Raw genomic sequence first — 18,569 nt, forward strand, 5'->3', positions numbered from 1 at the left:
TGCCGCTACGGTATGAGAGCGCATTGGGTAAACTTTGGAAATTAGTGCAATTTCTAAGTCTGGGTTTGCTTCTGCAGCAGCAATGGCAGCACGTAGGCCTGCACCACCTGCGCCGATTACAGCGATATCTGTGGTAATAGTCTTCACATCGACCCTCCGATAGGTAATACAATAAAAATTTAAAGTGCGTAGATTTCTTGCAGAAATCATGAGCCGACACAGGAGCTGCCGGTCTCACAATTTCTGCTTATTGACTCTTTGGGATCGTGAACGCCCGACATTACAGGCCGGCTGTACCAACCTCTGGATTCCAGAAAGCATGTTCGATCATTGCGGTAATATCAGCGTCTTCTGGTGACGTCATCACTTCGGATAACCCTTCTTTAATAGCTTGTTTCGCAACAGCAATCGCAATCGCTTTTGATACTTCCAACGTGGATTCAATGGCTGGCAGCACTTCATTATCTGAACATCGCGTACAATTGAACGTTGCCAGTACATCGACCGCTTTCAATAACATGCCATTAGAGACTGACGTCGCATTCGCCACTTTGGCACCAAGCCCAATACCGGGGAAAACGTACACGTTATTGCATTGAGAAATGGTATAGCTCTGATTGCCATACTGAACGGGTTTAAAAGGACTGCCGGTCGTGACAATGACATCATTTCCAATCCAGTCGAACACTTGCTGCGGAGTCACTTCGCAAGCACTAACAGGGTTAGACAATGGCATAATGATTGGCATTTGGGTGTTCGCTGCCAAGGTTTTGATTGTCGCTTCGGTAAACAAACCGGCCACACCCGTGACGCCAACCAGCACATCAGGCTTGTAGTGCTCGATGGCTTCAATCAGGCTCAATGTTGATTTCCCTGCAGGACGTTCAACAGAAGGACGAGCCAGGCTTTTCTGCATCGCAGATAGATCCTCGGAGTCTTCAAACAACAGGCCTTCGCGATCGATAATGCAAACACCATAACTGTTTTCAAATTCAAAGCTATCTTCTATAAGCCGGGCAATACCGCAACCCGCAGAACCTCCACCAACCACGAATACCCGGGAGGTTGACGGCTCTTTTCCAGCTTTCAGCAACGCCCGTTTAATTGTCGCGGCACTCACTGTTGCTGTACCTTGAATATCGTCATTGAAACAACGGTATTGATCTCGGTACTTTTCCAGTAGCGGGTACGCATGATTATTGCTGAAGTCTTCAAACTGGATAATTGCCTTGGGCCAACGAGTGACGAGAGCTTGCATGATCTCATCAAGGTAATGGTAGAAAGCATCGTCGTCGATTCGATCGCCTTTATCACCCAGGTACTGTGGATCTTGCTTTAGCGCAGGGTTATTAGTACCGATATCAATACAGACTGGTAGCGTGCGCTCTGGTGGAATACCGCCTACAGCGGTGTACAGCGAAAGTTTACCAATCGAGATACCCATGCCACCGATACCCAAGTCACCCAAACCCAGCACACGAGAGCCATCGGTTACCACAATCACGTCAACATCATTTGTTATAGTGTCAATGGTAGCTTTTACTTGCTCGTCGCCACGGTAAGAAAAATATAAACCGCGCGGTGCAAAGTTGAGGTAGCTATATTTCTCACATGCATCCCCCACTGATGGCGTATAGATATACGGTAGGCTGTCTTTAATGTTGTTACGGATATAGTGGTAAAACAGACGTTCATTTTGGTCCTGAACATGCCTTAGCATCAGATACTTAGATAAATCATTTCCGGCAACATCAATCGAGAAACGGATCTGTGCTGTCTGATTATTAATATTTCCTAATGATGCATGAAGTGCCGAATGGTTGCTTGGTGCTGTCTCTGCGCTTGACATATACGGTTGTATGTATGACATAGTTTTACCCTACTGCAGCATTTCAAGAATAAGAGTGGCGAGGATCAGCATGAACGCACCGCCGATTCGTGATGAAATTTGAGCAAAAGGCATTAGCTCCATACGCTTACTTGCTGCAAGCACTGCCACATCACCAGTTCCACCCATGTTAGCCATGCAAAGACCGGCAGTAATCGACGCTTCGATTGGATGGAAACCCATCAAACGCCCAATGATTGCAGTACCAATGATTGCACCGAACACAGTTGCGAATACCATAAGAAAGTACACAAGGTTTAAAGAGGCGATGATTTGGTTCAAATCGGTATAGGCGACACCGATACCGACAAGCAGCGCCGGTGTTAGGTTATCAACAACAAACTGATACCAGGCGTGCGCAGCTTTTTCTAGCTCACGTGGCATAAAGCCCATGACTTTCACTAGGGCTACAAAGATGATCATTAACGCGTAGGTGTGCATGCTAATGACGCTGCTTAGCATTGCGCCAACGAAGTACATAGTAATCGCCAGCAATGCACCAATACCCAATACGTTGATTGATGTTGGCTGCTCTTGCTCTTGCTCGTCCTGTTGTTCTTCTGCCTCGCGCATCAGCTTGCCGTTACCCGTCAGAGAGGGGTAGAACTTGCCCAGCTTGTCTAATAGACCAGCCATCACGATGGCAATAGCATTACCGATAGCCAACGCCGGTACCATTTTCGACATCAACATTTCAGCTGACATACTGGAGTTGCCCGACATAATTTCAACCAGAGGTACTGCGCCAGCGCCCATACCGCCACCCATGATAGGTAAGGCAATCAGCATGACGGAATCAAAGAACCCTTCCCCCAGGAAGCTACCGATAAGACCGGCAAACAAGAATGCACATGCGACACCGCCAAAGATGACTGGAATGTACTTCAATGCCGCCTTCTTCAGCACATTGGTATCCATGCCCAGAATCGAGCCTGTTACCAAACTTGCGATGAAGAAAGATAAGAAACCACCACCTTTTACGAACGTAGTGATCGTCCCGGCGATTTCATGAGGAATGATGCCACTATGAAAAATGTATGAAGAACCAAAAATGATGACAATGGCACCGCCACCAAAGAACTGGTTAACGATAGGAGTTTTGTCGCCGACCACATTTAATATATAACCGACAACAGCCATTACGCCGATGGCGCCAATGATCCCTGTCGGCATTTTATTTTGCATGGTAGCAAAAAGGATAACAGCAGCAGACAGCGCAAAAATTATATTAATCATGCGCTTATCTTTTATGGTAATCACGTCGTTGGTAAACATATTCCACCTTTTTGTGTAGGGTTATTATTATTTCTCCTGCAGTCTAACAACTCTTACGATCTGGAATATTGAGAGCCCCATTAATGTAACTATCTTTATCTTTTGTAACTTTTGTAAACGGGAGTGTGGTGAAAATGTTTAGTAATATATGACGATTTAATCGTCATTATTTCTGACTCAGCACACATTAATACCCTTAGAGAGCCCGTTATACTGACCGTCATGAACATTGCTACTCTAAAGGCCTATTATGAAACTTAAGAGCTATCTGGCCTTAACTACCGTTGCGACCACCTCTTCTATTGTTATTGTCGTTACCACTGCGATCTTTTTCTTACTGCAAAATTCACATCAGGAAGGCATTGAAGCGAGGGGGCTGGAACTAGCTCGTGTGATCGCCCATGACCCTGTAGTCATTGAAGCTGTTGACGCCAAAAATAAGCAACAGAGTTACTATCTGCAAAACTATATAGAAGATATCAGAACTCGTACCGATGCTTCCTTTATCGTGGTCGTTGACAAACATGCCATGCGTTTAAGCCACCCAGAGCCTCAAAAAGTCGGCAAACATTTTATCGGTGATGACATTTATCCTGCATTAGAACGGGGGAATGAATACAGCAGCGTTGCATCTGGCTCCCTCGGCAAAGCTATCCGCAACTTTTCACCTATTTTTATGGATGGCAAAGTCATAGGTGCAATCTGTATCGGATATTTATCTGAGAAAACATCCGATATTTTGTTACAGCAATATGGTCATATAGGTATGCTTATCGGCATTGTCTATCTGCTGGGGATAGGTACGATAGTCGCGTTCGTATTCAAAATGAAACGTACCTTCTTAGACTATGAGCCCGAATTTATTGTGAATAAGTTTCGCGAGCATGAAATGGTACTAGACAGTATTCGTGACGCTATTATTGCGGTAGATAGCAACATGAATATAGCAACGATCAATAACAGCGCAATTAAAATGCTTTCCATGGGTATACTGGGTCGCTATGACTATGTAAATCACCCTCTGTCACGTTATTCCACACCACTAAGTCATTTGGTACTCGCAAATCAAGGTGTATTCCATCAGGGCGAGTTTAATATTGGTAAGTTAAAATACAAAGCCAATGTCTATCCAATTAACACCCCAAAAGGATTGCTCGGTCATGCCATTGTATTTTTCGCCAACCTTGACCAAAACGAGCTTGAAGGCGAAGTCACCTACCTGAAGAATTACACGGAGTTACTACGAAGCAAAACACACGAATATTCCAATAAGCTCAACGTACTTTCAGGCATGCTACAAATCGAGAAATATGATGAAGCTATTGATTTTATTCAACAAGAAACCGATCGCTACCAATCTATTATTCGCAATATCGTACTTTCAGTTTCTGATAGTGCCGTTGCAAGTTTATTACTCGCAAAATTCAATAAAGCAGCAGATATTGGTGTGAGATTCACCATCGATATAGATACTAATTTGTCAAGCTACGAGAAAAACATCTCAGAAAAACTCGTCACAATGGTCGGCAACTTAATTGATAATGCCTTACTTGCTTCATGGCAAAATAAAGAGAATAAAGACCCTGAAGTACATGTGTATTTAAGTGATCGCAGTAACCACATTATCTTAGAAGTTCAAGACAGCGGTGCCGGTGTACCCGAAGATATTACCGAACATATTTTAGAGTTCGGTGTCAGCTCCAAACTTGACGATGAACAGAGTGGTATTGGCCTGTATCTGGTTAAACAACTGGTTGATTACTTCCATGGAAGTATTGATTGGGAACGCACAGAGCAACACACAACGCTATTCAGCATTTACTTAGATAAAAATGAAATCACTAATTATGACTAAAACTACTGTAATGCTCATTGAAGATGATAGTCGAGCCAGTTACACCCTCGAATCAACCATCAACCAACACCCTGATTTCAAGGTGGTTGCGGCCAGCGAAAGCTATTCTGATGCGTTGTTGCAATACGGGGCGTTCAAACCAACATTAATCTTTGTCGACATCACGCTACCCGATGGCAATGGTATTGATATTATCCGTCAACTGCGTAAGCAAAATGCAGATTGTGATTTCATTATGACGACCGCAGAGCGAGAAACAGCAACGGTCGAAAAAGCCGTTCAGCTCGGTGTAATCGATTATTTAGTCAAACCAATTCGCATGTCTCGTGTTCACCAAGCCCTTGATGACTATAAGCAATACAAACAAAAGCTAGCCCGTACAGAAACCGTTGATCAAGGCGAGATCGACCAAATATTACGTAAGGCACCTGTAAAGCAATTACGCCAGACACCTAAAGGGATTGATGCAACCACACTAGCTTCGTTGAAAACGATTCTGGACGAGGAAAAACTACACGACTTTTCCGCCGAGGAAATCGGCGAACGCATGAATGTCAGTCGCATTACGGCAAGGCGCTATCTGGAGTTTTTAGAGTCGGAAGGCGTAATCCGCTTAACTCTAAACTACAAAACAGGTGGTCGCCCTCGCCGTTTGTATCAGATGAACAAGTAACGCAGAACTAGAGTCACTTACAGTTGTTCCTGAACATGCTCGGTGGATTGCTTTTCGATCGGTAGGAAAGAGACCGTATCACCCTCTGCGGTCAGGATCTCAACCCGGCTCGGCTTGCCGTTGCTATCGAGGTATAACTCACCAATTGCACTGCGATTTATCAAACGGTGGTTCCCGGTTGTATCAGGATCGCGTTTTTTGATCTTAAGCCGCTTTCGCTTGGTCAGCCAGTTCAGGGGAGAGTGCGGGCTATACAGCGCCCTGTCCATCACATCACAAAACCGCAGCAAGGCGTTGGGGAATTCATTCTTGATCCCGCTTGATGTGATTTGGTAGATATTCGGGCTGCTGCGGCGAAAACGCAGCTTCACATCGTAGGCAAACGAATAATGGACGTCGCCAGAGAGGATCACGAAGTTTGTCGGTGTCTTGGTATGAGTAAAGATACTGAGCAAGGTGTTGGCGGACCCCGGATGCGCCATCCAGTTTTCAGCATCAATCAGCAATGGCTGACCGAGCCAGGTCATGCCGCGCTGGAGCATTTCGATAAACTTCACCCCGAACATAGGTGCCGCAGAGACGATGATCACCGCTGGCTCATTCAGCAGCGACTGCTGCAGCTCGGTCAGTGCTTCCCAGTCCATCAGCCCCGACGGTTTGTTCATTTTCGACTCTGAGCGCCAGCGTCGGGTGCGGGTATCCAGCACCAGCATTTTTGGTGTTGTTTCAATGGTGTAATGCCATTGCTCAAACCGATACAGGTGGTTTATCAGCTTATCCTGACGTTCACAAACTGGCTCAGAGAAATAACTCTTGGTCAGATTGAGAAACTCCTGATCAAAATGCTCAGGCGCATTGCCCCATCCCTGGCACAGCCAATAGCTGATCAGGCCATTGCCAATGATGCGGCGGGACAATAAGTTACCGTATGCCGCTTTTTCCCAGCCAACTGTCAGGTTCCAGTCGTCAGTAATATCGTGATCATCAAAAATCATATAAGTCGGTATATGCGCCATTAAGCGCTGAACCTGCGGCAAACCTGCAACAAATTCATCGATGTTCCGCTTTTCTTGATGCCATAGCTGCTGCCATTTAGACTCAAGCGTACGCTGACCAGACATGAAGCCGCACTTTTCCAGCCGCTCACCGTCGACAAGCTGCCACAACTGCGGCGACCACACCAACAGATACATGGCAAAGAACTCACTGAAGCTCATCAGGTGATTTTCACATTCCCGGGAGCTAAATACCGGCCTTCCCCGTTTTGGCAGCCACTTTCGCAATCCGTTGTCCGACAGCCAATTGCCGCTTTCCACATAGTGCGGCAGGATCTTGTCACGGCCATAGAAGTTATAACCATGCTGATAAAGGGATTGGGTATTGGCAACAGGCCCCTGAGCGAAGGTTTCATCCGGCAGCCCCAGTAATCCGATAACCTGCTGAATAGCATCCAGTGTTGGTCCGGCAACATGATCAGCATAGATCTGATCGCCACTCATCATCAGCAGCGCCGGACGCTCCTGAACCTGCTGCAAGGCCAGTTTATCATCCGCCGCAACCAGACTGTCCTTACTCGGATAGTGCGGATTTCGGCACGAGCCGTGCAGTATATAATCAGCCTGCTGCTTAATAGTGAACGACAATCGCTTTTCACCGGGGTACAGCAAAGAAGGGACCAGCTCGGTAATGTCTCCCCGCTGAGTAACCAGCTGATATTCCAGCACGGTAGCGACAGGAAAGTGGCCTTTGATGCTGGCCATTGTCACCCAGGCAGCCTGGCCCACCTGGATCTGCTCCGCTGTTGTTATCTGCTCAGAAAAGAAAGGTTCATCATCCTCGGGATAGTAGAGGGAAAAAGTCGCAGCCAAGGGCTCTGATGTGACAAGCCACAACGTGAGCTCTCTCGCCGTACATTTACGCAAGATAGGACCTGCCAGCAACAAGGGCAGGTTTTCGGAGGAAGATGCAGTTCGGGAACACATGGTTTGCACTAAATACCCTATTGATGGCTTTGATGCCCTAATCATACCCCGATTTTGCATCAAAAATTGCTAGCAAAACGTAAAGTTATGCATAGATTCTTGCTAGCACTAAGTGTTTTCCTTGAACATGGAGCTCAGCTCGTCATACATCCAGGCCATGATTCTGCCACTTCCTTTATCACGCCGCTTGACGACCCCCATCTCAACCAGCAGCGAATCAGCGATATGCTCGGTAGATAACTCAACCAGCTCGTCGACATACCACTCTTCTTTCGCCAGATGCTCCGGAACCAAAGCCCAGCCAACTCCCCGAGTGACCAGAGCCGTAATATAGTAATAGCTATCAACGTACCAATGATTGGATGAAATCGGCTTGGCCGAGGCCTCCCCCATCCGCTCGCGGATCACCAGTTGGCGATAACGGTTAAGCTCACTCACACGTGGCGCCGAAACCGTGGCTAACGGATGCTCGGAGGAAACAATCAGGGACTGGTAGAACTGGCTGATAGGCATAAATTCCAGATTCTCAGGCAAGCTTTTAATGTGAAACAAAATACCAATATCGGCTCTTTTCTCACTTACCCAGCGTGCAATATCGTCCTGCGAGCCATTGATGATAGTGAGCTTCAAGAGCGGATACTTCGCAGCAATTTGTAGGAAAAAATTCTCAAAAGACAAAATAGGCACGGCTTCATCCATGGCGACGGTAAGCGAAATTTCCTCACCAGTCGAGACTGTCATCGCCCGCGATTGCATCCGCTGACACTGCGCCAGTACGGCCTGTGCCTCGGTATACATCTCTTTGCCTTCAGGCGTTAGCACCGGCAGGCGAGCACTGCGATCGAACAGTTCGAATCCAAGGTCGGCTTCCAAATTGGTGATCGCCGTACTCACCCGAGACTGGGCCTTGCCGATTTTTCTTGCCGCCGCTGAGAACGACCCATGATTGACAGCCGTGACAAAGGCTTCTAACTGATCGAGTGTCCAATTCATTTCATTTCCTTATCTTTGCCTTCCCCAATGTATCCGAAAAGCGGATGGATACCAACTTCCATCAATCTGTATTCCACGCATAATTCTCCCTTGACATCAAATAATGAATAATGACTATGCAAGAGAAAGTAACCACCGATAATTCAGTAAATCGCACGTTTTGGCGCTACGCGATCCCGTCAGTCGTTGCCATGTTGGTCAACGGGCTCTATCAGGTCATCGACGGCATTTTTGTGGGTCACTATATTGGCTTTGAGGGCCTGGCCGGGATCAATATGGCATGGCCTATTATTGGTGTGATTGTCGGTCTTGGCCTGTTGGTCGGTATGGGCTCGGGCAGCCTGATCTCTATCTACCGCGGTGAAGGAGCAACAGACAAAGCGCGCAGCACATTGACAACTGGCCTTGGCCTCATTCTCATTGCCGGTGTGCTCATGATGGCGCTGATCTCGGCATTCGGGCCAGCGATGCTAATCGCCCAGGGAGCCGTCGGAGCAACCCTGAAACTTGGCATTGAATATATCGATATCTTCTCGTGGGGGGCGATCTTTACAATTGCGGCAGGCGCAATGCCAATGCTGATCCGCAATGATGACAGCCCAAACTTTTCAACCATTTTGATGGTTATCGGAGCCCTGATTAATATTGCGCTCGATTACCTTTTCATTGGCCAATTTGGCTGGGGGCTGGAAGGCGCAGCCATCGCTACCGTTTTCTCGCAAGTTACCGTATTTGTTGTCGCTATCGGCTACTATTTTTCGCCATTTTCCCAGCTAAGGCTAAGCTTGGGAAAACTACGATTCAGCCCGAGGCTGGCTGCTAAGTCCATCGGATTAGGCACCTCAAGCCTGTTCATGTATGCCTATTTCAGCTTCGTTATTGCTCTGCATAATCGGCTGTTCATGGAATATGGCAGCTCGGTGCACGTTGGTGCGTTTGCTATTGTCGGTTACCTGATGACCATGTACTACCTGTTAGCCGAAGGTGTCGCGGGAGGGATGCAGCCTCCGGTGAGCTATTACTTTGGCTCAGAGCAAATGAATAAGATAAAGGCAACACTTACCCTGGCCATCAAGGTGGTATTGCTCACCGGTATTAGCGCCGTGATACTGCTGAACCTGTTTCCCGAGGCCATGATCGGCCTGTTTACCAGTAACGATCCGGTACTGGTCAGTGAAACGACAAATGGCCTGCGGCTACACCTGTTCTCAATGTTTCTGGATGGTTTTATTGCCCTGGCTTCTGTGTATTTCATGGCGGTCAATCAAGGCGGAAAGGCACTGGCGATTTCAGCTGGCAACATGCTCATTCAACTACCATTCCTGTATCTGTTACCACAGTGGCTGGGTGTTGACGGGGTATGGCTTTCTGTTCCAGTATCGAATGTCTTCCTGTTTACGATAGTTGCACCTATGGTTTGGCAGGATATTCGGGGAAAGGACAAGGTGTCATCAAACCTGGCACTTGCCAAATGTAACTAGCGTCAATATCTCTATATCAGTAACACAACAAAGGGAGCCCCAAATAAGGGCTCCCTTTCTGTTTCACCCCGAATCAGCGACAAGTCACTTAAAGTGACAGGATCACGCCTGCAATAGCCGCGCTCATTAGGTTAGCCAGCACACCGGCAGCAATGGCTCGAAACCCATTCTGGGAAATAAAAGTACGGCGCTCCGGTACTAAGCTGCCCAACCCACCAATGAGAATCGCCATGGTCGAAATATTGGCAAAGCCGCACAGGGCAAAGGTCACAATTGCCATAGAATGCGCACTAAGCTGGTCTTGTACCTTAATCAGCTCGATAAAGGCGACAAATTCATTCACTACAATCTTGTTGCCTATCAACGAACCGGCAGTAACTGCCTCATACCAGGGCACTCCTATCAGCCAGGCAACAGGCGCGAACACATAGCCGAGGATCAATTCAAAACTGAGCGCAATACCCACAAGTTCGCCGATATAACCCAGCATACCGTTCAACAGTGCAATTACGCTGACAAATGCCAGCAGAGTCGCCCCTATAGCAACCGCTATACGCAGGCCGGACATCGCTCCGTCCGCAAGGGCTTCCACTACATTTGTCGCACGAGGGAGCTCAACCGAGGTGATCTCATCCTGATCTAGCGTGGTATTACTAGGCGGGTAGAGTATCTTTGCCATCAGCAAACCCGCTGGCGCTGACATAAAGGCGGCAGCAATCAGAAAGTGCAGCTCCACACCCAAAGAGGCGTATCCCACCAGCGTACCGCCGGCAACCGAGGCCAGTCCGCAGGTCATTACAGCAAAGAACTGCGAGTCGCTCATATTCTTCAAATACGGCTTGACCACCAGCGGCGCTTCAATCATGCCAACAAAAATATTAGCTGTGGCCGATAGCGACTCTGCGCGACCAGTACCCAGCAGCTTTTGCAAAGAACCACCAATCAGGTTGATCACCTTTGGCATCAGCCCGATATGATAAAGAGCTGAAATAAGTGCAGAGAAGAAAATAATAATGCCCAGTACGTTGATAGCAAAGACAAAACCGACGCTACCCGTGGCCAGGCCGCCAAACAGAAAGCTGATCCCTTCCTGACCATAATTAATCACACTGGAAACAGTACCAGTAACTGTATTCAATGCCTCTTTGCCTGCCGGCACATAGAGCACCAACAGTGCAAACGCCACCTGTAGCCCCAATGCCAGTGAAACAGTTTTTAGGGGAATATTGCGTCGATCTTTTGACAATAGCCATGCAAAAAGCAATATCGTGACAATACCTAACAACGACGTCATGCGTGAACCTTTGTAACCAAATTAAGTTGAGGCGCGCATTCTAGGCAACGGGGTTTTTGATGCAACATCTGCTTGTTAACAGCCTGTAGCACACATTACACCCAACATTACCAATTAATATATCTTATTGTTTTCGTTAACGTTAGATTTCAGCCAATCGCTATTATTGCCATATGGAAAAGATATTTTAGCTATCACAAAAGCCAACAGTGGCAACTCTGGATAATTTTTGGGCAGTTTTACTTACCCGACAGTTTGACCAACGGTGCTAGGGCCTTGTCCCAATAAGGCGTTTCACCGATATACTCTTTAAAAAACGCAATCACCGCCGATATTTTACGCGGCAGGTGTTTACGGCTCGGATACACCGCATAAAACGGCATGCTCTGGTTGGCTTGCCAGTCCGGCATCAACTGGATTAATTTACCGTCGCGAAACTCGCCAGTGAGCAGGTAGCTCGCCAAGTAGGCAATGCCCCACCCTGAGATCGCCGCATCACGTACCGCTTCCGCCAGATCCACCCGATAGTTACCCGACACCGTTACACAAAGTGCTTCCTGCTGGTTGGTGAACGACCAGGTGCTGTAGTTACGTTGACGACTCTGATAGGTCAGACAGTTGTGATTGACCAGATCATTAGGATGATGCGGCACGGGATGATGAACCAGGTAGTCAGGCGAAGCCACCACCACAAAGCGGGTGTCGGCCAGTCTCTGGGCCACGTATCCCTCGGGGATATGCTCATAATTGGTGATCCAGAGGTCAATACCGTCTTCGAGCATATTGGCCTTGTGATCAAACAGGCTCACTTCAACTTGTAACTCGGGATACTGCCTGCGTAGCTGTTCGATCGCCGGAATTATATGCATGGTCCCAAAAGACTGTGACAAACCGAGGCGCAACACGCCAGCCACTTCATCACGGACGTCATCCATAATGGCATCGGCATCCTGAACAGCATGGACAACCTGCTCGCAGTAGCTTGCAAAACGCTGCCCTGCTTCGGTCAGGGTAAAACTTCGTGTGGTCCGCTGTACAAGCTTCACGTTAAGTTCGCCCTCAAGAGCACCTAGCTGCTTGCTGACATGAGACGTCGATACACAGAGTTGCCTGGCTGCCATCGTAAAACTGCCAGCTTTTACCAAGGTATGAAAGATGACCATCTGGCCAGCACGATCCTGAATCACGTTACCGATCCTCGCTTGAACTATGAACGATTACTCTGTTTGTTGGCCGCTATGCCAGAAAAAGGGCGCTAAGTGTAATGGATCCGAACGGAATGTCACGTATAGTGTCACTAGCATTTCGATATCGACTAGTAAGGTTGTCAAACCATGCCCGCGAAACCAATAGACCTGTGTAATGCCTCGCCTGATACTATTTATGACACTGTATTTGACGCCATAGTTGTCGGCAGTGGCCCCGGCGGTGCAACCATTGCCAGTGAACTGGCAAATCAAGGTCAACGGGTATTGGTTCTCGAATGGGGCAACAACGCGCCATTAACCGGCTCATTCATCCAAATGGCAGGAATAGCAGCGATCCCAGGCAAAAGTGCCTACATCACTCCAGATTTATCATTACTCATTCGCGGGATCACTGCGGGTGGCAGCTCGGCGATTAACTACGCGACCGCCATGGCACCGCCAACCGAAATGTTCCTGCGTTACGGTATCGATTTGACTGCCGAGATCGCAGAGGTGGAGCGTACACTGCCAATCTCAACCCTCCCCGACGATCTTATCGGCCCCAAGGCTCATCGAATCAAACAAGGGGCACAACAGCTCGGACTCAACTGGCAGAAACTAGATAAGTTCATTGATATTGATAAATGCCGCTCCGCCTGTCACCTATGTTCGTACGGCTGCCCGCATGATGCCAAGTGGAATGCCCGCCTGTTTTTGGACGATGCCACCGAGCAAGGTGCCCAGTTGCTCACCGGTGCCAAAGTTACCCGAGTGCTCACTGAAAACAACCGTGCTGTCGGCGTCCAGTTCAAACATAAAGGCCAACTTCGCTCGGTACGGGGCGACAACATTATTCTGGCCGCAGGCGGCATCGGCTCGGCGCAAATTTTACAGTCAACAGGTATTACAAATGCCGGACAAGCCTTCTTTATCGACCCGGTTATCGCTGTAATGGGAAGAGTTCCGGATAGCTATCCCGATGGCGAAATCCCAATGGCAGCCGGGCTGCACTTGTCCGATGACGGCATAATGCTGTCCGATCTCAGCCTTCCCAAGCCTTTTTTCCATTTGTTTACCGCGCAGGTAGGTAAGTTCAACCATATGCTGTCTGCCAACAACACTTTATCGCTCATGGTAAAAGTAAAAGATGAACTAAGTGGAAATATAGGTTCAGGCTGGGTGAACAAGCGCCTTCAATCAAGTGACAAGGAACGATTGGAATCTGGTGCCATCATTGCTGAAGGCATATTGCGCGAGGCTGGTGCCGACCAGACTTATCGCACTCATCATTTTGCAGCCCACCAGGGTGGTAGCGCAAGAATCGGTGACATCGTCGATAGCAACCTGCAAACAGATATCCAGGGTCTGTATGTCTGTGATACCTCAGTGATCCCCGAATCATGGGGGCTCCCACCAACCTATACCTTAATTTGCCTGGCGAAAAGGCTAGCCAAACATATCAATAAGGCTTAGTCGTCTCAGCTCTATCACCAAAGTCACGTTGGTAGACCGCCATCCGAGATTCTTACCTATACTTTCCTCAATAACTCGACCACGCCTGTTCACTTTGAATAGACGAGGTCAACTGTGAGCCACATATTAAGCAATAAAGCCTATCGCTAGACCATATTTTTGGAGAAAGAATATGAAAACGAATAGTAGGCATGGCTGGCTATTAGTGGCGGCCATCTTTTCCTATCCGACTTTACTTAGCCAGAGCGTTCATGCTGCAACCCAAGAAACCGACCCGGGCAGACTAGGCAAAGTAGAATTCCCGACCTCTTGTAATAATGAAAACCAACCGATGCTGGATCAGGGCTTGGCCTTGCTCCACCACATGACTTACGTCAAGGCCCGATCAACCTTTGAAGCTGTCATCGAAAAAGATCCTGACTGTGCGATGGCCTACTGGGGAGTCGCGATGTCCATCGTCCACCCTCTGTGGTCAGATCCACCTAACGAAGAAAACTTCGCCAAAGGCCAGGCCATGGTGGAAAAAGCCAAAGTCAAAGGAACTAAAACCCAGCGAGAGGTTGCCTATATTCAAGCAATAAATAGCTACTACGCCCAAGGGCGCAAAGAAAAGGAAACCGACAACCTGATAGCTTTCGAACAAGGCTGGGCTAAAGTGCATGACGCGTTTCCCTCTGATCCTGAAGCAACGGCCTTCTATGCGTTGTCACTACTGGGTACCGCATCACCAGCCGATAAGAACTATGTAAAACAGAAAAAAGCAGGAGAAACCGCAGCGACTATATTGGCCAAGAATCCGATGCACCCCGGGGCTCACCACTATATTATCCATGCTTATGACTACCCAGAACTGGCTGAGAAAGCACTTGATGTCGCACGCAGCTACGGCGAAATAGCACCATCAATTCCCCACGCGCTCCATATGCCTACCCATATTTTTACCCGGCTAGGTCTGTGGGATGAGTCTATAGCCATGAACATCCGCTCTGCAGCAGCGGCCAAGCTGAATCCGGCTGGAGACAAAATCTCACTGCACTACCTTCATGCACTGGACTACATGGCCTATTCCTATCTTCAAAAAGCCCAGGACAAAAAAGCACTGGCTGTGGTCGAAGAGACACTTGCACTCAGTGATCCGCTTCAGCCGCATGCAGCCTCGGCCTATACATTGGCAGCCGTTCCAGCCCGCTATGTATTAGAGCGGCAGCAATGGGAAGAAGCGGCCAAGCTTGAGCCGAGACAACCAGCCAGTTATCCATGGGATAAATTCCCGGCCATGGAAGCGGTTACCCATTTCGCGATAGCCCTTGGCGCTGCTCAAACCGGCGATGAGCAAAAGGCAGAAAAAGCCATCGCAAAACTAGGTGAGTTAAAAGCACAGACAGAAAAGAGTTCGGCTTACTGGGCTAAGCAAGTCGAGATCCAACGCTTGTCTGCTTTGGCATGGCTGCAGTTCAACCAGGGCGAACATAATCAGGCATTACTGACAATGCAGAGTGCCGCCGACTTGGAGGCAACCACGGAAAAACACCCAGTGACGCCGGGAGAAGTCTTACCGGCAAGAGAATTACTGGGCGACATGCTACTGGAAATGGAAAAATACCAGCAGGCAACAGTTCAATATGAAGCGGCCCTGAACCGCAGCAAGAACCGTTTTAACAGCCTGTATGGCGCCGCGAAATCAGCAGAGCTCGCCGGGGACAAAGACAAGGCTAAGCAGTATTACCAGATGCTAGTTGATATTGCGGAAGTCGAAGAGGCCGACCGGCCACAACTCCAGCAGGCGACCACCTTCCTGGCAAGCAAGTAGCCTCGCACGCAGTACTAACGTGTTCCTCCCTCAGCGACAGGAGTTAGCCAGTAATGGCTAACTCCTCGTATAACGAGTTGCCCTGCTAATACTGTTTATCTGGCGAGCTCCAGCTTATGGCCAAGGTATTGAACTTCAACCGTTGCATAGCCAAGATTTACCGCCTCAAATTGCTTACTTAACTCACGTGCATGCTGAGCGTTGTTTGCCAGGAATGAAACTGAATATACCGGCCTCACTGTGCCATTATCCAATGTCTGAGTATCAATATAAGAAGATGTCACTAGCCCAGCCTGGTTGAGACTGATAACACGCTGCAGATCAATGCCCAGCACCCGGTCAATTTCAAGCGGTTCAATCTGATCTTTCCAAGTAAAGATAACACCGTAATTATTATATACCGGGGTATTATCCAACCATTTTGAGCCTAATGGACGCACATTTTCGATTTTAATTAGCTCTTTTTGATATAGCGGCAAATTGGCTAACTTATCGGTCACTTCTTGCTTACTGTCTGCTTCAATAACAAATCGAAGTAACTTAATCGGTTTGCCATCAATATTACTGTCGGCAACAAACATGTCTTTGATCTCGCCATTTTCAACAAGTTTGCCAAAAGCGGTTCTTTGCTCCGACATAGTGTCCATCACTTCTTGCACATTGTCGGTATTCCATGCCAGTTCAACACCGAAATCAGCAGCAAACAGAGTACCTGAAGAAAGAAAAGCGATACCTGAAAGAAGCACATTATATTTATTTTTCATTATATTACCTTTTGAAGTTCGTTATATTACTTATTAAATTTCGGACCAATAGTGCTTAGAACCCCGGCCTACCACCGTGAACGATAAGAACGATGGCAGCTACGGCATGTGTCCTGAGCAGACTCCAAGCCAGCTTCAGCCAAATCAACATTCTGTTCGCGACTGGCTCTGTTCAACTGTTCGAAACCTGAATCCATCTGACTTAATAAAGCGTTAAATTTCTCAGACTTTTTCCACACACTTTCTTTTGCTTTGCTGTCTTTCTGGCTTCCTTCAGGAAACAGAGTGAACAAAGCCGAACTGTGTTGCGAAAGCTTGTTGCTTAGCTCAGACAGCTCTTTCCAATCGGTGTCTGCTCCATCAATCGTGCTTTCAGCTTGTTCCGATATGGTTTCGATTGTCGAAAATGCTTCCTGACGTTGCTGAATCTCAGCATTAAAGTCATGGGCTTTCACTACCAGTGGCACAAGCACAAGACAGCCCAGTATTGTCTTTTTCATTACCTGATCTCCTAACGTTGAGTTCTGACTACTTACTTTTCTTGCCGACAATTTACACAACAACTGTTGTGTGCGCAACAGTTGTTGTGTAAATTATCTTCCATCTTATGTAAGGAACATCATTTGGGAGATAGTTATGAAAGTTTGGGATCTGGCAACACGGTTATATCACTGGTTTCAGGCAGTACTCTTTATTGCTCTTATTGCCTCAGGTTTCTCAGGAAACGGGCCTCATGTTCAGCTAGGTCTAGCGCTGTTTACACTCGTTTTCTGGCGGATTCTATGGGGATTAGTTGGCAGCCAGACCAGTCGTTTTAGCCAGTTTATACGCAGCCCGATTACAGTACTTCGATACCTGACAGGAAAAGAGCCGACACAGCCGGGTCATAATCCAGCTGGTGGCTGGATGGTAGTAACAATGATATTTGCGCTGTTTCTACAATGTTTTTCAGGTCTCGCGCTGGCAGGGCTGCTCGACAATATGCCATACATGGTGTATTGGCTGACCGATACGGTCTTCTCTGCACTTGAAAGTATGCACTATATCCTGGCACGAGTTCTGCCGATGCTGATTTTGACCCACGTAGGCGCGATTGTTGTGTACAAGCTACGCTCTAAGCCACTGGTAATGGCGATGCTAACAGGTGTTCAGAACAAGATGACTGAAACTGGTGAACTGTATTTTGTCTCTCAACGTCGAGCCATCACCGTCTTTGCTACCGCCATATTAGTGACGGCGGCAATCGTTGTAATAGCTTAAGAGAAGCACCATGGCCGTTAAGTTTGACAGGCAAAGAAGTTTTGGCTGGATGATAAATGTAGTTGCACATCGTACGGCAAAAAAATTCGATATCGAATTGAAAAAGCATGGTCTTACCATCGCGCTATGGCCGACTATGATGTGCTTATGGGAAGAGGAAGGTGTCACACAGCGAGATATTGCGGCTAAATCTAAGGTTGAGAATTCCACAACAACCCGAACACTCGACAAGCTTGTAAAATTGGGACTAGTAGAAAGACGAGCCGATCCTAATAGCCGCCGTTCATTTCGCATCTTCCTGACAGAAGAAGGGCACAACCTAAGGAAAACCCTGCTTCCTATCCCTGTGGCAGTCACTCAAGAGTTACTCTGCTCCCTGAAGCCAGAAGAACAGGAGCTGATGATTGAACTACTACGCAAAATGGTCGCCAAAATCTAATAAGCTAACGAGTGTTCGAGTTAATTTATACCCAAGCTACCTCAAGATGCTCGTTTCAGCGAGAATTACTTGGCTACTAGGCTAGGCGCCGATTTGAAGATCTAGTGGCTCTAAATCAATAATCGGTAACAACGCATAGAAGCCAAGTAAACTCGCCCTTTGGGAGTGAGCCAGCGAACTCATTTCTGTGTCAAA

General features: G+C 47.7%; 16 protein-coding genes. 7 read left to right on the forward strand and 9 right to left on the reverse strand.

Annotation, left to right across the window (positions count from 1 at the left end):
* From EIZ48_RS27095 to EIZ48_RS27105, 3 genes are all read right to left on the reverse strand, one after another.
* On the reverse strand, positions 1-147 hold a 147-nt coding region (locus EIZ48_RS27095), incomplete at its 3' end, for an FAD-binding protein (RefSeq protein ID WP_160658369.1).
* A gap of 133 nt (positions 148-280) precedes the next feature.
* Complete coding sequence (gene maeA, locus EIZ48_RS27100) at positions 281-1,870, reverse strand: oxaloacetate-decarboxylating malate dehydrogenase (protein WP_160658370.1); 1,590 nt, start codon at positions 1,868-1,870, stop codon at positions 281-283.
* Positions 1,871-1,879: 9 nt separating this feature from the next.
* On the reverse strand, positions 1,880-3,124 hold the full coding sequence (locus EIZ48_RS27105; RefSeq protein WP_233353297.1) for a 2-hydroxycarboxylate transporter family protein: 1,245 nt from the start codon (positions 3,122-3,124) through the stop codon (positions 1,880-1,882).
* A 289-nt stretch (positions 3,125-3,413) separates the two neighbouring features.
* Here EIZ48_RS27105 and EIZ48_RS27110 point away from each other — a divergent pair, with 289 nt between their 5' ends.
* Together EIZ48_RS27110 and EIZ48_RS27115 are read left to right on the forward strand one after the other, a co-directional pair.
* A complete protein-coding gene (locus EIZ48_RS27110) occupies positions 3,414-5,018 on the forward strand; it encodes an ATP-binding protein (RefSeq protein ID WP_160658371.1) in 1,605 nt (534 codons plus the stop codon).
* Complete coding sequence (locus tag EIZ48_RS27115; RefSeq protein ID WP_192928747.1) at positions 5,011-5,691, forward strand: response regulator; 681 nt, start codon at positions 5,011-5,013, stop codon at positions 5,689-5,691. The genes EIZ48_RS27110 and EIZ48_RS27115 overlap by 8 nt, the downstream gene beginning before the upstream one ends.
* A 17-nt stretch (positions 5,692-5,708) precedes the next feature.
* On the opposite strand, the gene EIZ48_RS27120 is transcribed toward EIZ48_RS27115, so the two are convergent.
* Together EIZ48_RS27120 and EIZ48_RS27125 are read right to left on the reverse strand one after the other, a co-directional pair.
* Entirely contained in the window at positions 5,709-7,673 is a 1,965-nt protein-coding gene (locus EIZ48_RS27120; RefSeq protein WP_160658373.1) for an alkaline phosphatase D family protein, read from the reverse strand.
* A gap of 108 nt (positions 7,674-7,781) precedes the next feature.
* The gene (locus tag EIZ48_RS27125) at positions 7,782-8,666 is read right to left on the reverse strand and encodes a LysR family transcriptional regulator (protein ID WP_160658375.1); all 885 of its coding nucleotides are present in this window, start codon (positions 8,664-8,666) and stop codon (positions 7,782-7,784) included.
* A gap of 116 nt (positions 8,667-8,782) precedes the next feature.
* On the opposite strand from EIZ48_RS27125, the gene EIZ48_RS27130 reads away from it, so the two are divergent.
* Positions 8,783-10,147 (forward strand): MATE family efflux transporter, encoded by a 1,365-nt coding sequence (locus EIZ48_RS27130; RefSeq protein WP_160658376.1) that lies wholly within the window; start codon positions 8,783-8,785, stop codon positions 10,145-10,147.
* 88 nt (positions 10,148-10,235) lie between these two features.
* On the opposite strand, the gene EIZ48_RS27135 is transcribed toward EIZ48_RS27130, so the two are convergent.
* On the reverse strand, positions 10,236-11,441 hold the full coding sequence (locus EIZ48_RS27135; protein ID WP_075762880.1) for a NupC/NupG family nucleoside CNT transporter: 1,206 nt from the start codon (positions 11,439-11,441) through the stop codon (positions 10,236-10,238).
* 239 nt (positions 11,442-11,680) lie between these two features.
* On the reverse strand, positions 11,681-12,628 hold the full coding sequence (locus tag EIZ48_RS27140) for a LysR substrate-binding domain-containing protein (RefSeq protein WP_160658378.1): 948 nt from the start codon (positions 12,626-12,628) through the stop codon (positions 11,681-11,683).
* 147 nt (positions 12,629-12,775) lie between these two features.
* On the opposite strand from EIZ48_RS27140, the gene EIZ48_RS27145 reads away from it, so the two are divergent.
* Positions 12,776-14,101 (forward strand): FAD-dependent oxidoreductase, encoded by a 1,326-nt coding sequence (locus EIZ48_RS27145; protein ID WP_160658380.1) that lies wholly within the window; start codon positions 12,776-12,778, stop codon positions 14,099-14,101.
* Positions 14,102-14,273: 172 nt separating this feature from the next.
* A complete protein-coding gene (locus tag EIZ48_RS27150) occupies positions 14,274-15,911 on the forward strand; it encodes a tetratricopeptide repeat protein (RefSeq protein ID WP_205298622.1) in 1,638 nt (545 codons plus the stop codon).
* A gap of 95 nt (positions 15,912-16,006) precedes the next feature.
* Here the strand turns inward: EIZ48_RS27150 and EIZ48_RS27155 are convergent, their stop codons facing one another.
* Positions 16,007-16,675, reverse strand: a complete 669-nt coding sequence (locus EIZ48_RS27155; protein ID WP_160658381.1) for a hypothetical protein — start codon at positions 16,673-16,675, stop codon at positions 16,007-16,009.
* Between the two features lie 68 nt (positions 16,676-16,743).
* Complete coding sequence (locus EIZ48_RS27160; protein ID WP_160658382.1) at positions 16,744-17,175, reverse strand: c-type cytochrome; 432 nt, start codon at positions 17,173-17,175, stop codon at positions 16,744-16,746.
* Positions 17,176-17,311: 136 nt separating this feature from the next.
* Between EIZ48_RS27160 and EIZ48_RS27165 the strand changes: the two genes are divergently transcribed.
* The gene (locus EIZ48_RS27165; RefSeq protein WP_160658384.1) at positions 17,312-17,935 is read left to right on the forward strand and encodes a cytochrome b/b6 domain-containing protein; all 624 of its coding nucleotides are present in this window, start codon (positions 17,312-17,314) and stop codon (positions 17,933-17,935) included.
* 10 nt (positions 17,936-17,945) lie between these two features.
* Positions 17,946-18,374, forward strand: coding sequence for a MarR family winged helix-turn-helix transcriptional regulator (locus tag EIZ48_RS27170; RefSeq protein WP_160658386.1), 429 nt, complete (start codon positions 17,946-17,948; stop codon positions 18,372-18,374).
* Positions 18,375-18,569 lie beyond the last annotated feature (195 nt).

It is taken from the genome of Photobacterium alginatilyticum, assembly GCF_009910675.1.
Taxonomy (GTDB): Bacteria; Pseudomonadota; Gammaproteobacteria; order Enterobacterales; family Vibrionaceae; genus Photobacterium; species Photobacterium alginatilyticum.

Excerpts from the sequence above, each read along its gene's own strand:
- EIZ48_RS27150 (WP_205298622.1), top strand. The coding sequence starts at position 14,274 with ATGAAAACGAATAGTAGGCATGGCTGGCTATTAGTGGCGGCCATCTTT.
- EIZ48_RS27145 (WP_160658380.1), top strand. The coding sequence starts at position 12,776 with ATGCCCGCGAAACCAATAGACCTGTGTAATGCCTCGCCTGATACTATT.
- EIZ48_RS27160 (WP_160658382.1), bottom strand. The coding sequence starts at position 17,175 with ATGAAAAAGACAATACTGGGCTGTCTTGTGCTTGTGCCACTGGTAGTG.
- EIZ48_RS27125 (WP_160658375.1), bottom strand. The coding sequence starts at position 8,666 with ATGAATTGGACACTCGATCAGTTAGAAGCCTTTGTCACGGCTGTCAAT.
- EIZ48_RS27105 (WP_233353297.1), bottom strand. The coding sequence starts at position 3,124 with ATGATTAATATAATTTTTGCGCTGTCTGCTGCTGTTATCCTTTTTGCT.
- maeA (WP_160658370.1), bottom strand. The coding sequence starts at position 1,870 with ATGTCATACATACAACCGTATATGTCAAGCGCAGAGACAGCACCAAGC.
- EIZ48_RS27130 (WP_160658376.1), top strand. The coding sequence starts at position 8,783 with ATGCAAGAGAAAGTAACCACCGATAATTCAGTAAATCGCACGTTTTGG.
- EIZ48_RS27120 (WP_160658373.1), bottom strand. The coding sequence starts at position 7,673 with ATGTGTTCCCGAACTGCATCTTCCTCCGAAAACCTGCCCTTGTTGCTG.
- EIZ48_RS27135 (WP_075762880.1), bottom strand. The coding sequence starts at position 11,441 with ATGACGTCGTTGTTAGGTATTGTCACGATATTGCTTTTTGCATGGCTA.
- EIZ48_RS27155 (WP_160658381.1), bottom strand. The coding sequence starts at position 16,675 with ATGAAAAATAAATATAATGTGCTTCTTTCAGGTATCGCTTTTCTTTCT.
- EIZ48_RS27115 (WP_192928747.1), top strand. The coding sequence starts at position 5,011 with ATGACTAAAACTACTGTAATGCTCATTGAAGATGATAGTCGAGCCAGT.
- EIZ48_RS27165 (WP_160658384.1), top strand. The coding sequence starts at position 17,312 with ATGAAAGTTTGGGATCTGGCAACACGGTTATATCACTGGTTTCAGGCA.
- EIZ48_RS27110 (WP_160658371.1), top strand. The coding sequence starts at position 3,414 with ATGAAACTTAAGAGCTATCTGGCCTTAACTACCGTTGCGACCACCTCT.
- EIZ48_RS27170 (WP_160658386.1), top strand. The coding sequence starts at position 17,946 with ATGGCCGTTAAGTTTGACAGGCAAAGAAGTTTTGGCTGGATGATAAAT.